Below are 20,805 nucleotides of genomic sequence, written 5' to 3'. Positions count from 1 at the left end.
CGAATAATTCTAGTGTACCATGGGATATAATCAGGTTCTATTTCTTTTTTACTATTTTCGACAAAATAGGTCCTTTTTTTACTGTATATCTTGTCGATTGTGTTTCAGATAGGATTATTGATCTGGATTTCATTTGTTTTCTATAATATGGACAAGAAGTGAGTGAATCCACCTTCGAATAATAGCTCCTTTTGTCTCTGAATACGATTAGCCTCTTCTACTAAGACTTGTATGAGTAAATGTTGAAAATCATGTAGCTCGGATGCAACGGTGGGAGCATGATGGAGCAGCAAGGCAAATTGTGCAAATCCATCAAAATGTCCTAAAGTAAAGATCGATTGACGAACAGTTGCCGCGGTAAGCTCCTCAAAAGAGGATAAGTCTAATTTATATGTAATCCACGCCAACAAGCTATTGTAATTTCCCTCTGCCATGTCTTCTTCCCAATCGTAATAGTCGTCTACCATCTGTAGAGCAATTAATGCGTTGTTCACCTCATGAGATAGAACATCTTGGATATGGATACGCCCACCTAAGTAAACCGCGCCTTCAAATGCCAGTTTAATAGGTGCTGCCTTCAGCGTAATGTGAAATGGATTGGTTAAAAAGTAATTCGCGTATCCTTCTTGTGTAACTCCTTCTGCCCATTCTGCAGTACATTGATCAAACGCATTCCAAAATGGTGATTCGGAAGGGAAGAGTTGTCGGTATAAGGATAAGGCTGTGTTATAAAATAAGCTGCTAAGTGCAAGCGGCTCCTTTATTTGCGCAGGACGAGTGTCCATAACATCATCCTGAAGGAACAGATACAACATAATAAACACCTCTGCTAGAGACAACTGGCGACATTGCTCGGTTGTAATGCCGGTTGCCTCTTGTGTCCAATAAGGAAGAAGGTAGCAGATATAGTTCTTTGTGCTGGTTTCATTTAGCGGATTGTAAGCTTCTATATAACGAAAGCCATGTTCCTTTAATGATGGAGGGTATCGATTGATGTATGTTTTTGCTTGAGCGAAGATTAGCTCTAATTCAGGCTTATATTTCTCGAACCAGTACATGTGTAGTCCCCCGTTTATTTAGATGTCGTTAAATACGTTTTGCATGTAGACAAAACATACTTATTTCCATCGTGTCATCCCCTGAAATCAGCCAATTCTCCAATTCCTCATATATGGCGTTACGATTATGATCAAATGGAGTATGTAGGTGTGATTGCACAGCGGTCATTAGCTCGGTTACTGATCTTAGGTAGTGATAGAATTGTGCTCGCAGTTCTTTCGTATGGATGGCTAACTGATATTCTGTTGTAGTCACATGATGAAAACGAAATTGTTTCATCTCCAACCGTAATGAATCTTGAAGTCGAAGAAAAGAGGGCCGACGAATCCGATCTCTTATTCCTTTGTACATGCTAGTGAACAGTGGGAGTTTGGTAGAATCTGAAATACCATAGCCATTTATATCTGTAATTAAAATAGAGCCGTTTATCGCGGCTCGCTGCTGCAGCCAGTTCCAAAAATGAGTCCGATCCGAGATATGGTCAATGACTAAGCGAGCCAGTATCGTATCGAACGGATCGCTGACAGGCAAGTTTTCATAACTGCAATTGTAAAAAGCGATCGCCTCTCCGTTTCGATCTTTCGCTTGCTGAATAATAAAGGGGTCCAAATCCAGCCCGATAGCTTGTGCTTGGGGGAAATGGTTAATATATCTGGCTAGGTAATCTCCATTGCCGCAGCCTACATCCAGTACATGTTGAGCGGAGGAAGAGACCTGACCTAATAGCAATGATGACTCAAGCTCGAAAAACGCGGATGAGGTGAATGTTAACATTTTGTCGAATAATGCAGTGCTCCGGTCCATACTATCCTCCGATTGTGTTATAACTACCTGGTTAAGTATAAGTGAAGGTGACGAAAAACAGCAATAAGTCCCAACTATTCTTTCGAACAGTTGGGACTTGATGTTCATGTGTGTGAGCTGATATGAATAATTTCCATGTGAGATAACGTAACTCGGATGTGGTTTAACTAGATTACTTCATCAAGACGATACAATAACGGATTTTATTATCCTCAACTTTGAGCCTAATACGAAAGGAGCCGAATAACACACCCCTTTGTTCAATCGGAGCTTCGACTTACATACTGTATCCCTCTCAGATAGGCGGTTATGGCGTAGTGCAATGATTCATTCTTGCTCAGTTCGATATTGAATTCTTTACGTAGCTCCAGAGAAGCAAAGCCATGCACGATGCTGCGCATGCCGCGTACCGCATGAATAGCTACTTCTGGTTCTAATTGATAAGATTCCATAAGTCGCATAATCAATTGAACCACTTCAGTCCCAGCGGTCTGGAAGTCTGGGTCTAACGGATCAGGTGCACCCATCGATGCCTCATATATGCCGGGATGTCGGCGTACGAAGTCTACATAGGCGAACGCTAATGCATGAAGCGCTTCATCACCGCTCTTGCCGATAATGGCCTCGACGAGTGCCTCTTTTAGCTTGCGTACAGCATAGGAAGCCAGCGCTTGTTTAAGCCCAGGCATTCCTTTCACGTGATTGTATAACGAAGGAGTACGGATCTGAAGCTGTTTAGCCAGCGAAGCTAAGGAAAGCTGCTCATAACCGTGTGCGTCGGCGAGCTCTGCTGCTGCCTGTAACACGGTAAACTGATCAAGACCTTGCCGCATGCTGAGCACTCCTTTCGATGGCTGCTTCCGCTTCTGCAATGGATTGTTGCATTGCTGGCAGCGGATTAGCGAGCATAAGCCCATGGCCAACAGCCAGTGTGGCGGGCTGCAGAGCAATCAGGCGCTTGGCACTGTTTAGTGCAGACTCTTTGTGCCAAGTAGCCATTGCTGGGAATGGGAACCACGGCTTCATCGTGCCGGATACAGCGATGCCCCCTCTTGTCTGAAAAGCATCCCCTGCAATAAGCGTCTTGCTTCGTGTATCCAGGAAAGACATTGAACCTGGCGTATGACCTGGAGTGGATATGGCCATGAGCGAGCCGATAGGATCGCCATCTTGGATGTGGCAGTCAGGTATAGTCTTGACCTTTTTCGGCACGCTGCCTCGTATGGGTACAGTGGGTTCTTGGGTCTCCAATGACGTATCACCGTGGAGTAGCTTGGCATCCCGCGCTGAAATGTATACTTTTGCTTCCGGTAATCGTACTTTTAACTTGTCTAAGGCGCCGACATGATCGTCGTGCGCATGGGTTAGCACAATACGTGTAATTGGCTTGCCGATTCTCTCCGCTGCCTGTAGGATGCTCTTATCGCTGTATGGAAGTGCGGCATCAATCAGGGTAAGCTCACTTTCCTCCTCAATGAGATAACAATTCACTGGAAATAGATTTGGCATAAAAGATAATTGAAAGACCTGATGTACTTTACTCATTCGCATTGTATATTACCTCCCAGAAGGGTGTGTGTTTATTTGCTCTAAACTAATGATGTTAGTATATAACTAATAATATTAGTTAATCAAGTTGTTTTTTATATTTATTTGGTTCGTATACAAAATGGATTAGCTAAAAAGCGAGAAAAAGTATACTATATAGGGAACGTATGTGCGCTAATTACTTGTTAAGCAGTTTAAAGGCTATTGTTTATTATTTTTGTAGAGTTATTCCAGCATTTATACCAGCAACATTGATATATGCATAAAGATTATGATGACATATGCAGCAGGGAATAAATGATTCATAACAAGATGGGTGCAGAGATTACATCTAAATAGGAGGACTTTCCAATGTCTGAGCTGCGCAAACAAATTTTCGGCGATTCTTTTTTTCGTCCACTGATTACTCATTTAACTGATGCTTATCCGAAGTTTGATGGTGAGCGTTTTTTGTCTCTCGTTCAGGACACAGATTGGGAAGAACGTGAATTAAAACAGCGAGTACGTCACGTATCTGGAGTATTAAGGAAGACCCTGCCCGATTCGTATGAGGAAGCAATCGAAGTGTTGATGGAAATTGCACCTTTAGGGTCAGGGCTTGCTTATATTACGTTCCCTGATTTCGTGGAAGTATACGGACAGGAGCATTGGGACGTGTCTATTCGCGCGCTGGAACGTTTTACACCTTATTCTACGTCAGAGTTTGCAGTTAGGCCGTTTATTGAACGAGACCAGCCGCGTATGATGGCTCAGATGCTCAAGTGGGCATCACAGTCTAACGAGCATGTTCGTAGACTAGCTAGTGAGGGCTGTAGACCACGCTTGCCTTGGGCGATGGCACTGCGGGAGCTTAAGCGGAATCCAGAACCGATTTTGCCTATTTTGGAGCTGCTTAAGGAGGATGACTCCTTGTACGTACGGAAGAGTGTGGCGAATAATATCAATGATATTACAAAGGACCATCCTGCACTTGTTAGACAATTGTCCGCCGCGTGGATTGGCAGGCATCCACATACCGATTGGATTATTCGTCATGGCGCGAGAACGCTGCTGAAGCGTGGAGATGAAGAAATGCTGCAGTTGTTTGGGTATAAAGGGCATTTGCCGGTGCACGTGGAAGAACTGGAACTGTCCGCAGATAAGTTGCTGTTGGGGGAGAGACTACGTTTTCAATTTAACATTGTAAATGAATCGATAGAGTTAGAGAAGCTTCGAATTGAATACGGAGTGGAATATGTGAAGGCAAATGGAAGTCGATCCCTAAAAAAGTTCCAGCTGTCGGATAAGCTCTATCCGCCTGGTAGAACAAAGGTAACTAGGGAGCAGGAATTCCGCGACTTGTCGACACGCAAGCACCATGCTGGCGAGCATATCGTATCGGTGTGGGTAAATGGTGAACGTAAGCAGGAAGCCACCTTTATGCTTGAGCTTGTGTGAATGTCAGCCGTTGTCTCGTTTTTTATTAGAGCACTTGGGGTTGATGCTGCTGGGAGGAGCGCCTCAAGATCGATTCTAAAGGGACGGCTACTCGTGAAGAAGTAGCTGCTATTACATAAATCATAATATGATCCATTTACATCTACGAGGGACCCTCAGCGCTTATGCGCAAATCATCCGTATTCAATTACCCAAACCTTAACTTTCTCCAGCAACCTCTTGGACGCCTTCCTTCATACCATCAAATGGTATAGAAGGTGAGGCTCCAAGAGGTATTTTTGTGTCCGGCAACATGAAATCGTTTTTATGTTGAAAGATATGTCATACTTTCAACGTATTAAGAATGAAGATTCAATAAGGTACTTTGGGGTGACATGAGGATGAATCAACTATGGAGACCAAGCTGATCGAAGCAAGGAATACACATGTGGCTCTACAAGGAAAGACATATAGGGAAGATGACAGACGGAGGAACAATGATCATGATGGAAGATCAGGAGTGGGTAGCTCGGGTGTTGGCCGGCGACACGGAGAGTTACGCTCACCTTGTGAATAAATATAAACATAGGCTTGTTGCCATGCTCGTAGGTATGGGAAATTCTGCTGCGGATGCGGAGGATATCGCGCAAGCCGCTTTTGTGAGAGCGTACAAGCATTTAAGCAAATATAATCCTGAAAGCAAGTTTCCGGCCTGGTTGAATCGAATTGCAGTCAACTTGAGCATCTCCAATTGGCGTAAAAATCAAACACGCCAATGGTCGGAGCTTCAGGACACGTTAGTGGGGAGTGAGCCCTCTCCGGAAGTACAACTCCTTAAGCAGGAACGAAGAGAGGAAGTTGCGGAAGCTATTAAGCAGTTGTCCTTACCATACCGTACTGTCCTGTGTATGCGATACACGCAGGACATGAGCTACAAAGAAATTGCAGAAGTGCTAGAAGTCCCGGTGACAACTGTACAAGTTCATCTCCATCGAGCGAAGAAGAAGCTAGGGGAATTGATGGCTGAAAGGAGGGATTTGCTTGAAGTGTAGTCACTTTATATCGCTGCTGGATGAAGAAAGTCCATTAACAAATCAAGAAATAACTGCGCTAGAAGCACATGCTGCAGCGTGCGAATCCTGTTCTGTACTACTGGAGCCGGGAGAAGAACGAGATGAGTGGGATCTGATGACTCAATTACCAGATGTAAACGTATCGGAATCATTTACGAATGATGTGATGGCACAGATCCATGCGATAAATAAGGCCTCGACCAAACCAAAACGAATGCGCAGTAACATGGGATTAATCGCAGCAGGAATTGCATTTGCTTTGGTGGTAGGTGCTACGTCATCGCCGGCAGTTGCCCAGATGATCAAGTCCTTCTTTGCTTATGGCTTTGACAATTTGGATCGTGCCGCTGAGATGGGCTTTGCAGATCAGGTGCAAGCATCAGCTACGGATAAGGGGATAACGCTGTCGGTGCACCAGGTACTGCCTGATTCACCGATTGTATATATTACCTATCAAGTTAGCAAGGACGGGCAGGTGTATGACCCCTACTTACGATTCGAGGGTAAGAGAGGAAAGCAGAATAGATTGTATGTTACAGATGATCAAGGAATGGTATATGAAGCGAGGGCAAATGGAGGATCAGGCGGCAGGATGGGCAGCAACGATTATTCTACAGTCCGAGTGGATATGCCCTACGGTCTGGAAGGCAAGCAATTGACTCTTCATATGGAAATTCAAGTCGTAGGCGGACAGGATGAGTATGCTTCAGAATCTTTAAATATTTCATATAATGAGAAGGTTGAAGGCCATTGGAAAGTGAGTGTTCCTTTCTCATTCGGGAAGAGTGAGCACGCCAAAGTTCACATTCCGTTAAATCAATCAAATAAGTCACCGCAAGGTGTAACTTTAAACGTAAACAAGCTAGTATTAACTCCTACAGAAACGATTTTGGGACTGTCTCATGAAATGACAGCAGAAGCCAAGCAGCGCCAAATAGAGCATAAGCCACCATTTTGGAGCCAACTAAGCCGGGATGAATATATTCAGTATGATCTGAATACGCGTCGCTTTCTATGGCAGTTGTTGGACGATGCGGGAAATGTGATTAGTGACACGAACACATCCGAGTTATTGCTTGGTCGTTGGCCGCAAGGGAAGAAGTTGACGTTTAGACTGGATTATGAAGAGTACAACGAACTATCTGATCTAACTTTAACGTTCCGCCCTGCCGATGTTCGTCAAGGAATGGTAATCATAAAAATAAACGATCATGAATTTAAGTTAACCTCATTTAAGACGGAGGCTGACCCAAGAGAGTCTGGCAAACAAAATGCTGTACTCGAAATGGATCTCATCTTGAAGGCACCAGATTACAAATTTGGGGCGTGGATGCTGGCTAATGAGTCAGATTTGCTGCGGGAGCATTTGTTGGTTGAATCTAATCGCAACGAAGTAGAGGCGCATCAATCGCTTCAACTTGCGGGTACAGCCCGAATGAAGTATACGATTCGGATTCCGGATTATGATCCGTCATGGGAAGACAAGAAGCTGAAGCTTATCGCCCCTATAGTAACCAAGCGTTACTACTATGGTGATGAGGCGTGGACTTTCCCGATAGAGATTCCGCCGACAGCAGTACCTAATACCACTAGTAACTCTAGTAAATAACTTGTAATCAGGGAATCGAAGTGAATGCTACTCTTATAATATACGATAGGACTGCAGGTTCGGTTATGATATGACAATTCATATGAGACTAGTTCTTCTATTTATTAAACTGACAAATGCCGAGGGAAACCTCGGCATTTGTGCATTGCTTGTCTAATAGTGGAAAAGGTCTAATTGATACCCCCGCAATAACGCTAGAGGAAAAGTTGCGGGGTTCGGAAAACACACGTAAAACTTGTAGAATTAAAGCCTCTCAAATGTGATAGAATGGTTCTGCAAATTGTGTCATAAGTGCGCTTAACCCGCGTCAGTAATGGCTTTACAGCCATATCCGACAACTAATTAATTCTTGATTCTGGAAGTTCGACACATTCCGATAGCCCGCAAAATTATTGTGGGAATTACGGGGCATGAAGTCGGTGAAGAAATCCGGAATATAGTATATGATACAGACAAGACAAAGGTTGCAGTTACGTCAGTCATTCCTCAGTCAACAACTCATGAGGTGCAACTTCTCCTCTTGCACAATTAGTTGTTGGTACTGCCTCCTCTGCTAGGTTAACGGTGCTGCGAGCAGCCTCCCCCTTGCGCTTGCAGCACCGTTTATTGTTATCAGTCTCAGAAACAGGGAGATATCGATAACACATCCCTTTTTCATTCGCTGCTGAAGGTAGAACCTTACCAGCTATAAGTATCGATTCGAATTCAGCCCATTGCATGCGATAGCGACGTAGAGTTACTGAAATATATGGATACGAGTCGCAACAGCAGCGCAATTAGGTCAGGCGAAGGAGGTTTATCTTAGTGTGGAAAGCTGTGCACGTATACTACTATGAGGACAAGCAGGAATCGCTGCTCCTAGATGGCATACGACCGGTATTGCAACGCATTCAAGCAGAGGGGCAAGTGATTAGAGCCTATGTGCAGAGGCGATGGAATTTCGGGCCGCACATTGCCATCCATGTAGAAGTAGAACACGAGGCTTCTTTTGACCGCGCGTTACATGTACTCCGACGTCGAATTGGCTCCTATTTGAAGAAGCATCCTTCTACTAAGCAATTGGATCAACTAAGTTATAAGGCTCTATTTAGTAAGTGGTCATCGCCTGGGCGTGATACAAAGACATTTGAGCTTATTGCACCGAATAACAGCATTGAAGCAAGCGAACTCCATATTTCAAACGAATGGTATGGCAATGAAGCAATAATGGAGCTGCTGCACAGTTTTTATGCCTATACACATGAGCTAATTCTTAGCGAGATCGAACGAAGCCGTTCGAACAGCCAATTTCGCTTTCTCCAAATGCTTCGGATGATGGCTGTGAATGGTGGCTACGACCTGCAGGAAACTTTGCTGCGCGGTCACATTTCTCCCCGTGCTAAAGTGAGCCAATATATCTCAAGTTTACCGGAGCGTGACTTCGTTCAGGAGCAGTATGAAGCAGCAGATGTTCAGTTAGGCAGAGCTGTCGATGAGGTTGTCCAGGAAGTTATTCTGCATACGACCAAGGATGGCTTGTATGTGGGGGAAGACGTTATCCTGCGTCGGTGGTCAGCCGCACGTAAGGAACTGTACAAAGCAATCTGCAAACTTTCTGAAGTAGGCGTGATCCCTAATCAACTGGCTGCCTATGGGCGATATTGTCATGAGTATTCCGCTCATCAAGTGCTAAACGATAGTGTTGTGGCACTAATGCCATTGTTTCATATTAATCGGCATGAACAATTTATGCTGAAATTTTTGCTTATTCGAAGTATGGAACGCGTGGAAAGTCAAGGCCTATATGCTGGGTGCAGGATGCCAGTGACTACAACGCGTACAGCAGCTAGTTTCGCCCAATAACAAGTAAAGGAGGGCTACCCTATGGACGTGAACCAGCATCGAAGCGGTCCTCCAAGAACGGTAGAGAGTATTATTCAGATGCGTATGCAGGCGTTGTCTTCCCTGTTTCAACGCATGAACGATCCAATGGCAGGGTTGAGTCGCGAAGCCGTTAAGGGCCATATCGCGGAAAAAGACAAGTTTAAATAAGACATTCCGAAATGATTCACGTATGTCCGCGTTCTTTACTTCTACAGATGCCTCTAGTCTTTTTCTATCCGCCTTTACTTTACTCATCTCGTTTCAGCCTGTGGGTCTACATCCATTTTACGCATCTGTTGCATAATGACATTTCATTTTACGTAATTAGATTACATCTTAGTTATACAATCTCAACAACTATTGTATCATTAGCAGGTAGCAGAGAGGGATACTTTGTAGTTCCTATAGTCTGCTGCCTTTTTTGTGCTGTTAATGAACCATACGTAAATTATGTATGGGCCCTATTAGATACTATAAAATGAACATAGTCCGGAGTATTGAGCATTATTCTCTTCTGCACTTAAATTATGTATTAAGAGAGCATAATAGCAAGGGAGAGAGCGTGCCGAATAACGCTAGATTGAATCATTGCAATGACATACTGCTGCGAATTTTTGTATGAAACAGCATGTCTAGTAAAGCATTGGTAAGCAGAATTAATCAAAAAGCTGACTCCCGTCAGAATGATTGCTTCAGGCTATTTGATCTTTGATTGTAAATCAACAATAGTTAGCGCACCTGTACGCTGGACGTTTATGTTTAGATCAAATACCTTTGACATATCGCGAACGGGTACGTACAAGGTCCCTTTTCTTACAAACGGGCCGTGATATTTCTTTTCATCCAATGTGCAATTGTCCGTTTCTGGCTTACAAATGTATGTAGGTCCAGATATCTTCGTACCATAAGGACTATCCTCTTGTCCGAGCGGACGAGTTTGTATCCAGTAACCACGCTCAAGGTTTCCCCATACTCTAACGGCTTTGTTATTATGTTGTGTCTCATAGTTGTGATAGACATATTCTTCATTAAATTGAGAGAAATTCACGTTCAAACCAAGCGCATGAGTCAGAAACTTAAAGGGGACGTAAGTTCTTCCGTCTTTTAAGTACACTTCAGCGTCTCTAGCCACTTTTCCCTCGAACTTGATGACGTAATTGGACTGGACGTCTTCAGCTGTTGCCATCTGTCCATTAACACTCATAACTATAATCAAAGAACAGAATAGAGCTATCCAAGCGAGAGAGGGTATTCTTTTAACCCCCACAGTCTTACCTCCTAAACAACATTAGTGGAAATTGGACGAAATCATGTACACACTATATAGACTCTTGCTAACTATAAAATATTTCAATATCACTATGATTATTGGGTTGAATAATCTCACTGTTAGATTCTAAAGAGTTTATAAAAACTATTTTCATTTTCTGTTTTTACTATATGCTTAAGATAATATTGGGAGAAACTGCATTCACTCGTTTATACGCAAAAAGAAAGTATCTTCGGATGCGATCTCACTGCGGATATTCATCCCATGATTAATGAAAACCAATTGGTGTATCGCTACTTGATGTATCAGATACATCTTCATTCATGGAGCAGCGATAGCGAAGGAATACACCTTAATAATGATGAATTATATCTAACTTTGTTAATAGCGCTGCTTATTTGGTTTTTTTATGGATGCTATATAGGATAATGTTACAGCTGTGATAAAACTAGGATCATCCATTTCGCGATGTAAGATAGGGGACTTGAGTACGATGATAATTTAGTTATCGTGATGTTGTACAACAATCGACATATTTCGACTTTATTTTAAGGCTAAATGAAGATCTCAGGCAGTAAAATGAGGATTTCTTTTCATTATGAACTCCTTCATGGTTGCCTGTTTTTTCTTTTATAGTTATTATTATCAGTAGTAGTAAAGTATCAATTTGGAGGTGGGGCATGGAAGTTGAGTTAGTGAGAATTAAAGAGGAATTGCTCGCATTAATCGACGAATATTTTCAAGATTCGCTACGGGAATATGCGCGTACTTTCTTGGATGACAAGCTGGAGGAAGGCACTCATTTTGGCTTGTTAACCGTATTCCACTATCGCATGTTCGGAGGAGAAGGAGAGCTTATCTATAAGGCTGCGGCTGCTATTGAACTGTTTGTGTTGAGCTGTGACATGTTTGATGATATTCAGGATCAGGATGCGCCGTCTAAGCCATGGATGCAGATTCCTCAACCCCTTGCTATTAATGTAGCATTAGGCTTTATGGTTTTAGGGCATCAGTGTATAGGAAATAGTTCATTAGACCATGAGCGGATACGTATTGTAACTGATCAAGTAGATCGATTGCTTCTTAAGTCAATTAATGGCCAGATGATGGATTTGCAAAATGATGTGGCTGATTCTGATGGTTACACGAACATGATCACCATGAAGTCTGCATCCATATTAGTAATGGCCTGTATGGCAGGAGTTCTCCTTGCTACTGGGGCATGGAATGAAACTGTTGCTAATTACGCTACCGAAATGGGTCTGGGGGCACAGCTATACAACGATTACCGTAATATGCTTCGTTGGCATGAGTCCAGTGATATCATATCCGGTAGACGTACGCTGCCGATCTTATTAATGTCGGAAGAGCTTGAGAAGGCACAGCTTGTGTCAAGCGAAGGATCTAATCCGTTAGCCCTATATTTAAGCGAACATGAGAATACGGAAGAGATTGTTGCGCTGCTGGACCAAACAGGTGTAGGGAAATACATACAAGTACTGTTGAAATTGAATTACTATCAGTGTCTGGAATATTTCGACTCGTTGTCACCAACACCGTTATTACGCCAGCAATTTATAGATTCCTTTGTTCAACAGACTGAATTAGTTTATTGAACGTATTGTTAGCACACATTAAGCTTATATCATAGGAGGATTTTAAAAATGATTAAAGATATAATTAAAGAATTGATGAATGATATCTCTAAAAGAGAAATGTTTTTACAAGGGAAATTGAATTTCGCAGGTGTAACACCTGTTCAACAACAAGTTATCATGGAGTCTTTTAGCCCAAAGAAAAATTCTCCAAAAGATAAGGTTTTTCTTAAATGGCAATAAAGAGGTGACTTGAAATTCGATTTAAAAAGTGGCAGGACATCATATTTGTGATTTGTTTACTTCTATTAATAATTCAAATCGTTTCTGCATCTATGAAGTGCGCTCAGATTGGATTAACGGTCTCTATGAACAATGAGGGGCAATATATCGCAACGGATATAAATCCTTACGATAGAGCAGACGAAAATGGAATTAAGCGAGGAGACATATTACTACAAGTCGATGGAGATCCACCTGCAAATAATATGTTTGTTCGAAAGTTTGGCTTGGTTGAACAAGTAGATACGTTAATGATTCGTAAGCTGAATGGCACAGTACAGACAATAACAATTGATCACGATTGGCTTACTAATATACGGTCAGGTCCACTATTTTTTCAGATCATCATGCCCAGCCTTGTACTGATTGTTTTCCTCTTGATGGCCAGTATTGTGTATGTAAAGCGAGGGGATGATAAGGCCGCAAGGCTGCTAATCCTATTTTTTGTATCATTAGGCATGATGTATTTTAGTGTAACAGCTTCAACAAGGCTTGATCATATTGGACGTATAGTAATGTCTTTGCTCCCTGTAAGCTTCTGTATTTTTATGTACTTCATGAATGTATACTTATGTCGGTATAGAGTTAAATTTATAAATAATGTGATATTAAACTCTTTGACGCTTATTGTATTAACACAATGTATAATACGAGCATTGTATCAATTTGATATTATTCGTTCGAATATAAACATAATGTTAAATTACTTATATTTGGGTTCTATCACAGTTGTTTATGGAATTTGCTTATACCGACTTGTTACTTTATTTGTGCAGTATCGATTTACTAAGCTTAATCCATTATTCAAATTTATGCTTGCTGCACATATGATGGCGTTCATACCATTTGTCACTATGAATGTACTACCATTAATTCTATTGAATTTGCAATTTCTTCCTTCAATGTTCACTACGTTATTTGTGTTGGTTCTTCCTTTAAGTTATATGTACTTAATAACATCTAATCGTTTGTTTGATATCGATTTTATTTTGACACGTTTTAAATATTACACTTCACTAGCTATTATTCCGTCACTTGTTGTTCTATTTTTTTTAGGCTTAGTTTACAATATTAATTATGATCACACATGGATACAGTGGTTCCAAATCTTTGTTGTGATCCACATTGGGTTTACTCTTTTCTTGTATCTCAAAGAGCAAATCGATTATAAATTTAGACCCAAGCTCTTTAAACAGATGTATAGCTACCAAGATAGTTTGGATCGATTTTCTAGATCAATGGCCCGTGTGATGAAAAAGGAAGATCTTGTCCGCGCTATTGAGCAAGAAGTGACCTCCATGTTGCCGTTATGCAGCTTTCAATTTCTTACAGTGAATGGTGAACAGCGTATCGTCAACCCAGACCCTTTTAATGATGTAGATCATGACATTGCAAAGTATCTATTAGCAAATGTGGAATCTCTTCAAGTAGCAGAGGTCATCACGATGCCACAGGGTGTCGCATTAATAGTAGGGCAACGCAAAGAAGAGATTCATGTCATCTGGATTGGCAACAAGAGTAATCGCACCTTATTTAATGTAGACGAACTGCGCTGGCTCAAAACAATTGCTAATTACACAAGTATTGTGTACGAGAACCTGCATTTTCTTGATAACTTTATGGAGCAGTTGGAAGATGAAATGCGTCAAACGCAGTCTTCTACCTCGCCTTGGCTGCTGCGGTTGTTGTTCTTGCTATCAGAGAATGAACGACGTCGCCTTGGTTCGGATCTGCACGATTCCGCGCTTCAAGACCAGTTGATCTGGTACCGGAGGCTGGAAACCTTTATGGCCGACAACAAGATCCCTAAGCACATGCAAAATGAGCTGTTTCTGATTAAGGAAGGGCTGCTTGACGTTATACATCAGATTCGTGAGACGTGTAACGAACTCAGACCGCCTTTGTTAACTGAGCTGGGTGTAGTAGAAGCGGTTGAGTTTTTAACAGATCATTTGCAGCTTCAGGTGAACTTTGCGGTTGTTCTTCAGGCCAAGCCTGTAACGGCAACTTTAAGCGAAGAACAGATCACTGCGGTATATCGGATTATGCAAGAACTGCTGCGCAATACGGAGAAGCATGCGAAGGCCAATAAAGTTGTTATCGACATTGAAGAGGATGATACCCACATTTACCTAGCCTATAAAGATGATGGTATCGGCATGAATTTGGACAACTTACAATCGTCATTCAGCCATATGGGATTGTCAGGGATTCGTGAACGTGTGATTAGCCTGGAAGGTGAGATTGAGTTTCATGCGGAAGAGGGCCATGGGTTCGCAGTAAGCATGAAGATTCCGATTAAATTGTCAAAACGACGTGAAGAAAGGGACGATATACGTGATTCGTATCTTATTGGTTGATGATCATCCTTCTGTAGGAGAAGGTACGAAGACCATGTTAGAGCAGGACCCGAACTTAAACGTAACATTTGTGCTGTCTGCAGTTGAGGCGCTGGAAGCGGTAAAGCACGAGGAATTTGACATTTTTCTGTGTGATCTGAATATGCCTACAATAAGTGGCATGGAATTAACGAAACGGTTAATACAGGAGGACCCGGATCGTCGGGTCCTTATTTATACGGGCTATGAGATCAATACTCATTTCAACTTGCTTGTTGAAACGGGCGTTTCCGGCTTCATCTCAAAGACGGCGCCACGCGACCAACTTCATAATGCTATTTATTGCGCAATGCATGGCGAGGCTATGATTCCTGTAACGCTGTTGAGACAGCTACGCAGAAGTGAGGTTAAGATTCAGAAGGGCGAGAAATCAATCGAAGAAGCCTCCATTACGGAACGAGAACAACAGATTTTGCAGGGCGTAGCGGATGGGATGAGCAACAAGAACATTGCGCTTATGTTGATGATGAGTCAACGTACAGTGGAGTACAATCTAACCCGCATCTTTGAGAAGTTAGGTGTTAGTTCGAGATCAGAAGCCATTGTAGAAGCAAAACGATTAGGTCTGGTTCGAATGGAGTCCTTTTAAACGAGATTCATCACGGTAGGCCCTTGTATTCAGATTCTTTCTTATACCTAAGCACTAATTAATATATGAATATATGTTGATTAATAGTATATATCCCCTTATAATGGGCATGTAGAACTATGTTCTTGCATATATATGGGTATTTTTTGAGAGGAGGAATTAGATGTCAAGGGCTTATGAGATGAGTTTGGCTAGGCAGCTAAGTTATGTATTTGAGGAGTTGGAACCGGAACTTCTAGGCCTGACTGGGGGCACCTTAGTCGTTTGTATCCGTAATGATTCCATAGGTAAGTTCGGCATCAGACATGATGCTATGGAAAGCCATGACGGTGTTATTGTTCCGCTCCGCAAAGGACTGCAGAAAAGTCATGTTACCTCATTCCGCCTCATGGCGATGGAAGCATTAAAGCGCAAGAAGAACTGGACACACGGTGAGATCGTATTTGACTTTACAATGAAGCAGGATACGCTGCTCGTGAGTACTTGGTTCGAGTCCAATTATAACATGTCCAATTTGTTAGAGAAGTTCCCTTATTCAGATCCACATCAAGCTTCCCGTCGTTAATCCTCTTACATCATGCTTACCTAACATCCTTTATTCGGATCGTCCCATAACTTATATTGTTATCCGTACCCTGTATGATGCTGGAGCTGCAGCACAAAGGATGTTCAAGGTAAAAGACTATCCTGTTTGCTACAATTCGTCACATTTATAGCTGTACATACCGTTTGAAAACAAGAGCGTTGGGCCGACAAGGTCCAGCGCTTTATTTAATAATGTTGAGATCATAAGAGAACCAAGTAACACTTTAATCAGACTCAAACCCACACTGGACATACGAAGCGTGGGTTGTATAGTTTGACAACGCGAGATTTATAAGAGACCGCCGATAATCCTTATGTTCAAAGCTTGATCATGGCCCTATATGGAGCCGAATCGGTTTATTAATTTGTCCTGATGGGCTTGCATCATACGATCCATAGAAATATCATATCGCTTCGCTAACACGAGCAGATTTGCCAGTACATCACCAAGTTCTTCAACCAGTTCCTGATGCAGCATGCTGTCGCTTGGAACAGCCTCATCTGGCCGATCACGACCGATCTCCATTGCACGTACTGCTCTGGCAACTTCGCCTACTTCTTCCATGAGGAATCCGACACGGATAAAGGAGTCATAATCAGACCATTGGCGAGAGGCGTAGAATTGATGTACCCATTGTTCAAAAGATTGAATATCCATTTTTGTGTGTTCTGTCATATGTAAGCTTCCTTTCTATGCCATTAAGGCTTATACTTCTTATAGCTTATATGGAGCTGCAACAAAGAACAAGTAATAGGAGTGTTAACAGAGATGAAGAGTATTTGTGTGTACGCTGGCTCTAACTTGGGCAATCGGCCCGAGTATGCGGAACAGGCACGCCAATTGGGTGTGGAACTGGCTAAACGGGGGATTCGGCTTATCTATGGAGGTTCCAAAGTGGGACTGATGGGGGAAGTCGCAAACAGCGTATTGGAGCATGGCGGTAAAGTGACAGGTGTGATGCCAACGGGCTTATTTAAGGGAGAAATGATGCATACAGACCTTACTGAGCTGATCGAGGTTAAAGATATGCATGAGCGTAAAGCAACGATGATCCGGCTGGCGGATGGCTTTATTGCGATGCCAGGCGGTTTCGGTACGCTTGAAGAATGGTTTGAAGTGATGAGCTGGTCCCAGCTTGGTATTCATGAAAGTCCAGTTGGGTTATTAAATGTCGCGGATTTTTATACTCCATTGCTGAGAATGATTGATCATTCAATTGAAGCTGGATTTGCTCTTCATACACATCGAAGCTTGGTTATTGCAGAACCGACAGCGATCGAGCTGCTGGAACAGATGGAAGCATTTAAGCGTCCTGTATTCGGGAATAAGTGGAAACAGCTTGATGAAGCTTGATGTTTACATAAATGTATACAGATAGAGGACTGTATCCCAGTGAATGCAGTCCTCTTTAGTGATGTAGAGGTAGTGACGAAGTGTCACATATTTCCCGATATCAGCAGATTATAGCGCTGTTCATCTTATAGATGAGGGTTCACTTATAATTAAAATGTGCCGAAAGAGGCAAGTTTATTGTGTTCAAACAGGCCGAGCAGGATGGCCAAATGCGATCTTAAGCTAAAAAAATGTTAAAAAAAAGACGTATCGCTTTTACTTTTTTTAGAAACGTGTTGTTATAGAATAGAGAAAGTTAGGAGTATAAAGGAATAGATACATAAGTAATTAACGGATTGTGGAAAGGAGTCGTATATGGTTCAGTCAGAAATGTCATTTTACAACAGCAGTCAGTCATCTTCTTACAAACAACAACCTATCTTGTATATTGTAGTACCTTGTTATAATGAAGAAGAGGTATTCACCCTAACCGTTGAGCATCTAACTGAGGTGATGACGTCGATGGTGCAGGAGCAGCTAGTTTCAAGGGAGAGCCGTTTAATGTTTGTGGATGACGGTAGTCGAGATGCGACATGGTTGCAGATTGCGGCGGCACGTAGGGAGAATCCTTGGGTAACCGGATTAAAGCTTGCTCGAAATGCGGGGCACCAGAAGGCATTGTTAGCGGGCTTGATGTACGCGAAAGAATTTGCGGATTGTGTGGTATCGATGGATGCTGACCTTCAGGATGACACGGGAGTTGTGCGCGACTTTGTACTCCGATATCGTGAAGGTTATGATGTGGTGTATGGGGTGAGAAGAAGTCGCGAAACAGATACATGGTTCAAACGTTGGAGCGCAGAGAAATTCTACAAGTTAATGCAGCGGATGGGAGTTAACACGGTATACAACCACGCCGATTATCGTCTGATGAGCAAACGTGCATTGGAGCACTTGGCTGAGTATAAGGAAGTAAACGTATTTCTGAGAGGGATCGTTCCCTTAATCGGCTTCCGTACGACAGTTGTTGAATATGATCGTCATGAAAGGGCCGCTGGAGAATCCAAGTATCCTTTAAAGAAGATGCTCTCATTTGCTTGGGAAGGTATTACTTCATTTAGTGTGAAGCCTATGCGAATTGTAACGATGATCGGATTTTTAAGCTTGGGAGCCAGTTTGCTTGCGGCTATATATGCGCTTATGTCCAAAATCATGGGCATGACCGTCTCCGGTTGGACTTCCCTTATGGTATCCGTCTGGTTTATAGGAAGCATTCAACTGTTGGCCCTGGGGGTAATTGGTGAATACATAGGCAAGATATATAACGAGGTTAAGCATCGTCCGCTCTATGTTATAGATGAAGTCCTCCACGAGCAACCGAGCGCCGCAGCTGCACCTTGGAAGGAAGCAGGTTGGAAGGAATGATTCAATTTATCAAATACGCTTTGGTTGGCGTTGCTAATACGGTGATCGGGCTTGGGACGATTGCTTTGCTGCTGCATGCGCTTCATTGGCCCCATCTATGGGCGACCTTTGTCGGCAACAGCGTAGGCGTGATGTTTAGCTACGTGATGAATCGCAACTACACGTTTCAACACCGAGGGAAAACATCAACAAGTATGCTATTGTTTTTTGGTGTGAGCTTTCTTAGCTATGTGCTAGCCTATCTGGCGATGCACAATTGGATTACACAGGCTGTTAACACTGTACAGCCCCAATTAAGCATGGCCGCCAAGGTGAATGTCGTCATATTAATTGAAGCATGTATCTATACGGGGGCTTCTTTCCTGCTGCATCGCTACATTACCTTTGCTCCGGCTCGATCCAAGAACGTGGAGGGCATGTTGCCGGCAGGAGTCAGTGAGGAGTCCAAAGGAGATTAAACAACGAGAAATTAATAGGAGAGATCATGTTGAACAAAGATCGAGTAATGACTGCCGTTATCGTAGTTATCGGGGCAGCGCTTTTGATTGGTCTGTTGTTTGTGCCGCCATTTATCGGCATTGCGGACAATGGCGACTACCCAAGAATTATGTCCAGCGGGGGCATATCTGTACTGAATGATACGTTTACTTATGAGGATAAATACTTTGGATACGCACATAGTCAATATGAATATGCTCCTTTTGGAATTGGCTATGCTTCTTCTCAAGTATTGTTTGTATTTATCGCGGGTCTGTTGGGGAGATTGTGGGACAGCAATCTGTTCACAATGCATGCTATGGGAGTCGTGTACAGTGTCTTAATGTTGCTTACCCTTGGCTTTATGATCTACGTGTTAGGCAAAGGACGCTTATGGCTGCAAATTACACTAGGTGTACTGATGCTGTTTATCTTTTTTGATATTGGATATGTTGCTTATTTTCAGTCCTTGTTTGGTGAGCCGGTATCCCTCATCTTCCTCTTATTGTCGGCATCATTAGCCATCGCGCTTGCAGCGCAGGAGAAGCCATCCTCTGTGCTGGCGGTGCTGCTGTTTGTATGTGCTTGGATATTGGCGATGTCGAAGATCCAGAATGCACCTGTAGGCCTTGCTTTTGCAGCTTATGGATTTCGTCTTTACCGCCGAAGAAGCGACGTGCAGTGGAAGAGAATTCTGATTGCAGGTTCGTCCATTATGGTGCTGTCTACTGTTTTGATGTACGTATTTGCACCCGGAGAACTGAAGCAGATTAATTTATATCAAACGATCTTCTTTGGCATTCTTAAAGATTCACCACATGTAAAAGAAGACTTGAAGTCGCTTGGTATACCAGAGAAATACGAGGTGCTGGCTGGTACGAACTATTTCCAGACAGATGTGGCGATCAAACAGGACGCACCTGAATTAACGGAGGATGTCTATTCCAAGCTGGGGCATTTTGATGTCGTTCGATATTATGCCACGCACCCTTCGCGTATTATAGACAAGCTGGAGGCTGCCGCAGCTAATGCGACTTTTATTAGACCTTATTATTTGGGAAATTACGTGAAAGAAGAGGGGAAATCCCGCGGCGAAGTCACTTATACGTATAGTACGTGGAGCGAAGGTAAGAAACGCCTCGTTCCAGAGTCTCTTTTGTTCTTTGTAGCTTTTTATGTATTATACATCGGTGTTATTGTTTGGGAATGGATTCGTAAGCGCTACTCGCGCGGAATATTAGAAGTGCTGCTGCTTATAGCTGGTATTGGTCTCTTGGCCGTTGCCATTCCGCTGGTAGGGGATGGCGAGGCGGATATTGGTAAGCACTTATTCTTGTTTAATGTCGTATTTGACATGATGGTTGTAGTATCAGCCGTCTGGCTCGTAGCGATTATTCGAGGATTGTGGCACCGTATTCGGTAGATAAGTCCTTGTTTTTAACCTATAGTAGCTCTCATTGTGAAAATGCTCCTAGTCT

20 protein-coding genes are annotated in these 20,805 nt (G+C 42.8%); 14 read left to right on the top strand and 6 right to left on the bottom strand.

Translation table 11 applies throughout. The features are described from left to right. Positions 1–140: 140 nt before the first annotated feature. The 4 genes from QP775_RS20400 to QP775_RS20385 form a co-directional block, all read right to left on the bottom strand. Entirely contained in the window at positions 141–1,058 is a 918-nt protein-coding gene (locus QP775_RS20400; RefSeq protein ID WP_285108752.1) for a hypothetical protein, read from the bottom strand. A gap of 28 nt (positions 1,059–1,086) precedes the next feature. Further along, positions 1,087–1,863 carry a class I SAM-dependent methyltransferase gene (locus QP775_RS20395; protein WP_285108751.1) on the bottom strand — a complete coding sequence of 259 codons (777 nt, stop codon included), beginning with the start codon at positions 1,861–1,863 and terminating at the stop codon, positions 1,087–1,089. Positions 1,864–2,123: 260 nt separating this feature from the next. Beyond that, entirely contained in the window at positions 2,124–2,696 is a 573-nt protein-coding gene (locus QP775_RS20390; protein WP_285108750.1) for a TetR/AcrR family transcriptional regulator, read from the bottom strand. Next, positions 2,680–3,414 (bottom strand): MBL fold metallo-hydrolase, encoded by a 735-nt coding sequence (locus QP775_RS20385; RefSeq protein WP_285108749.1) that lies wholly within the window; start codon positions 3,412–3,414, stop codon positions 2,680–2,682. The genes QP775_RS20390 and QP775_RS20385 overlap by 17 nt, the downstream gene beginning before the upstream one ends. Before the next feature lie 348 nt (positions 3,415–3,762). Between QP775_RS20385 and QP775_RS20380 the strand changes: the two genes are divergently transcribed. From QP775_RS20380 to QP775_RS20360, 5 genes are all read left to right on the top strand, one after another. Beyond that, positions 3,763–4,848: a DNA alkylation repair protein gene (locus tag QP775_RS20380; protein WP_285108748.1), complete on the top strand. Its 1,086-nt coding sequence runs from the start codon at positions 3,763–3,765 to the stop codon at positions 4,846–4,848. A 482-nt stretch (positions 4,849–5,330) separates the two neighbouring features. After that, positions 5,331–5,879, top strand: a complete 549-nt coding sequence (locus QP775_RS20375; protein WP_239331707.1) for an RNA polymerase sigma factor — start codon at positions 5,331–5,333, stop codon at positions 5,877–5,879. Next, positions 5,869–7,509, top strand: coding sequence for a DUF4179 domain-containing protein (locus tag QP775_RS20370; protein ID WP_285108747.1), 1,641 nt, complete (start codon positions 5,869–5,871; stop codon positions 7,507–7,509). Before QP775_RS20375 ends, QP775_RS20370 begins: the two co-directional genes overlap by 11 nt. Positions 7,510–8,313: 804 nt before the next feature. Beyond that, a complete protein-coding gene (locus QP775_RS20365; RefSeq protein ID WP_239331713.1) occupies positions 8,314–9,351 on the top strand; it encodes a lantibiotic dehydratase C-terminal domain-containing protein in 1,038 nt (345 codons plus the stop codon). 21 nt (positions 9,352–9,372) lie between these two features. Next, the gene (locus tag QP775_RS20360) at positions 9,373–9,540 is read left to right on the top strand and encodes a hypothetical protein (RefSeq protein ID WP_285108746.1); all 168 of its coding nucleotides are present in this window, start codon (positions 9,373–9,375) and stop codon (positions 9,538–9,540) included. 529 nt (positions 9,541–10,069) lie between these two features. Here the strand turns inward: QP775_RS20360 and QP775_RS20355 are convergent. Continuing rightward, the gene (locus QP775_RS20355; RefSeq protein WP_285108745.1) at positions 10,070–10,639 is read right to left on the bottom strand and encodes a stalk domain-containing protein; all 570 of its coding nucleotides are present in this window, start codon (positions 10,637–10,639) and stop codon (positions 10,070–10,072) included. A gap of 683 nt (positions 10,640–11,322) precedes the next feature. On the opposite strand from QP775_RS20355, the gene QP775_RS20350 reads away from it, so the two are divergent. The 5 genes from QP775_RS20350 to QP775_RS20330 all read left to right on the top strand — a co-directional run bounded on the left by QP775_RS20350 (position 11,323) and on the right by QP775_RS20330 (position 16,072). Further along, complete coding sequence (locus QP775_RS20350; RefSeq protein ID WP_285108744.1) at positions 11,323–12,258, top strand: polyprenyl synthetase family protein; 936 nt, start codon at positions 11,323–11,325, stop codon at positions 12,256–12,258. Positions 12,259–12,306: 48 nt separating this feature from the next. Continuing rightward, positions 12,307–12,480, top strand: coding sequence for a hypothetical protein (locus tag QP775_RS20345; RefSeq protein ID WP_239331721.1), 174 nt, complete (start codon positions 12,307–12,309; stop codon positions 12,478–12,480). A gap of 92 nt (positions 12,481–12,572) precedes the next feature. After that, a complete protein-coding gene (locus QP775_RS20340) occupies positions 12,573–14,879 on the top strand; it encodes an ATP-binding protein (protein WP_285108743.1) in 2,307 nt (768 codons plus the stop codon). Beyond that, positions 14,836–15,507 carry a response regulator gene (locus tag QP775_RS20335; RefSeq protein WP_343224476.1) on the top strand — a complete coding sequence of 224 codons (672 nt, stop codon included), beginning with the start codon at positions 14,836–14,838 and terminating at the stop codon, positions 15,505–15,507. The genes QP775_RS20340 and QP775_RS20335 overlap by 44 nt, the downstream gene beginning before the upstream one ends. A 163-nt stretch (positions 15,508–15,670) precedes the next feature. Continuing rightward, on the top strand, positions 15,671–16,072 hold the full coding sequence (locus tag QP775_RS20330) for an O-methyltransferase (RefSeq protein ID WP_285108742.1): 402 nt from the start codon (positions 15,671–15,673) through the stop codon (positions 16,070–16,072). Positions 16,073–16,429: 357 nt separating this feature from the next. Here QP775_RS20330 and QP775_RS20325 read toward each other — a convergent pair whose 3' ends face one another. Further along, the gene (locus QP775_RS20325; protein WP_239331924.1) at positions 16,430–16,750 is read right to left on the bottom strand and encodes a MazG nucleotide pyrophosphohydrolase domain-containing protein; all 321 of its coding nucleotides are present in this window, start codon (positions 16,748–16,750) and stop codon (positions 16,430–16,432) included. Between the two features lie 111 nt (positions 16,751–16,861). Here QP775_RS20325 and QP775_RS20320 point away from each other — a divergent pair, with 111 nt between their 5' ends. The 4 genes from QP775_RS20320 (at position 16,862) to wsfD (ending at position 20,750) form a co-directional block, all read left to right on the top strand. Continuing rightward, positions 16,862–17,446 carry an LOG family protein gene (locus QP775_RS20320; protein ID WP_285108741.1) on the top strand — a complete coding sequence of 195 codons (585 nt, stop codon included), beginning with the start codon at positions 16,862–16,864 and terminating at the stop codon, positions 17,444–17,446. Positions 17,447–17,800: 354 nt separating this feature from the next. Next, positions 17,801–18,850 (top strand): glycosyltransferase family 2 protein, encoded by a 1,050-nt coding sequence (locus QP775_RS20315; protein WP_285108740.1) that lies wholly within the window; start codon positions 17,801–17,803, stop codon positions 18,848–18,850. After that, positions 18,847–19,308, top strand: a complete 462-nt coding sequence (locus QP775_RS20310; RefSeq protein WP_285108739.1) for a GtrA family protein — start codon at positions 18,847–18,849, stop codon at positions 19,306–19,308. The genes QP775_RS20315 and QP775_RS20310 overlap by 4 nt, the downstream gene beginning before the upstream one ends. Positions 19,309–19,337: 29 nt before the next feature. Then, on the top strand, positions 19,338–20,750 hold the full coding sequence (wsfD, locus tag QP775_RS20305) for a glycan biosynthesis hexose transferase WsfD (RefSeq protein ID WP_285108738.1): 1,413 nt from the start codon (positions 19,338–19,340) through the stop codon (positions 20,748–20,750). Positions 20,751–20,805: the final 55 nt, after the last annotated feature.

The organism is Paenibacillus sp. UMB4589-SE434, assembly GCF_030226685.1.
Taxonomy (GTDB): Bacteria; Bacillota; Bacilli; order Paenibacillales; family Paenibacillaceae; genus Paenibacillus_B.
The sequence above is the reverse complement of the archived record's forward strand: the minus strand, read 5'-3'. Positions and strand labels throughout refer to the sequence as shown.

Excerpts from the sequence above, each read along its gene's own strand:
- QP775_RS20320 (WP_285108741.1), top strand. The coding sequence starts at position 16,862 with ATGAAGAGTATTTGTGTGTACGCTGGCTCTAACTTGGGCAATCGGCCC.
- QP775_RS20390 (WP_285108750.1), bottom strand. The coding sequence starts at position 2,696 with ATGCGGCAAGGTCTTGATCAGTTTACCGTGTTACAGGCAGCAGCAGAG.
- QP775_RS20345 (WP_239331721.1), top strand. The coding sequence starts at position 12,307 with ATGATTAAAGATATAATTAAAGAATTGATGAATGATATCTCTAAAAGA.
- QP775_RS20310 (WP_285108739.1), top strand. The coding sequence starts at position 18,847 with ATGATTCAATTTATCAAATACGCTTTGGTTGGCGTTGCTAATACGGTG.
- QP775_RS20385 (WP_285108749.1), bottom strand. The coding sequence starts at position 3,414 with ATGCGAATGAGTAAAGTACATCAGGTCTTTCAATTATCTTTTATGCCA.
- QP775_RS20315 (WP_285108740.1), top strand. The coding sequence starts at position 17,801 with ATGGTTCAGTCAGAAATGTCATTTTACAACAGCAGTCAGTCATCTTCT.
- QP775_RS20395 (WP_285108751.1), bottom strand. The coding sequence starts at position 1,863 with ATGGACCGGAGCACTGCATTATTCGACAAAATGTTAACATTCACCTCA.
- QP775_RS20400 (WP_285108752.1), bottom strand. The coding sequence starts at position 1,058 with ATGTACTGGTTCGAGAAATATAAGCCTGAATTAGAGCTAATCTTCGCT.
- QP775_RS20325 (WP_239331924.1), bottom strand. The coding sequence starts at position 16,750 with ATGGATATTCAATCTTTTGAACAATGGGTACATCAATTCTACGCCTCT.
- QP775_RS20360 (WP_285108746.1), top strand. The coding sequence starts at position 9,373 with ATGGACGTGAACCAGCATCGAAGCGGTCCTCCAAGAACGGTAGAGAGT.
- QP775_RS20380 (WP_285108748.1), top strand. The coding sequence starts at position 3,763 with ATGTCTGAGCTGCGCAAACAAATTTTCGGCGATTCTTTTTTTCGTCCA.
- QP775_RS20375 (WP_239331707.1), top strand. The coding sequence starts at position 5,331 with ATGATGGAAGATCAGGAGTGGGTAGCTCGGGTGTTGGCCGGCGACACG.
- QP775_RS20330 (WP_285108742.1), top strand. The coding sequence starts at position 15,671 with ATGTCAAGGGCTTATGAGATGAGTTTGGCTAGGCAGCTAAGTTATGTA.
- QP775_RS20340 (WP_285108743.1), top strand. The coding sequence starts at position 12,573 with ATGAAGTGCGCTCAGATTGGATTAACGGTCTCTATGAACAATGAGGGG.
- QP775_RS20350 (WP_285108744.1), top strand. The coding sequence starts at position 11,323 with ATGGAAGTTGAGTTAGTGAGAATTAAAGAGGAATTGCTCGCATTAATC.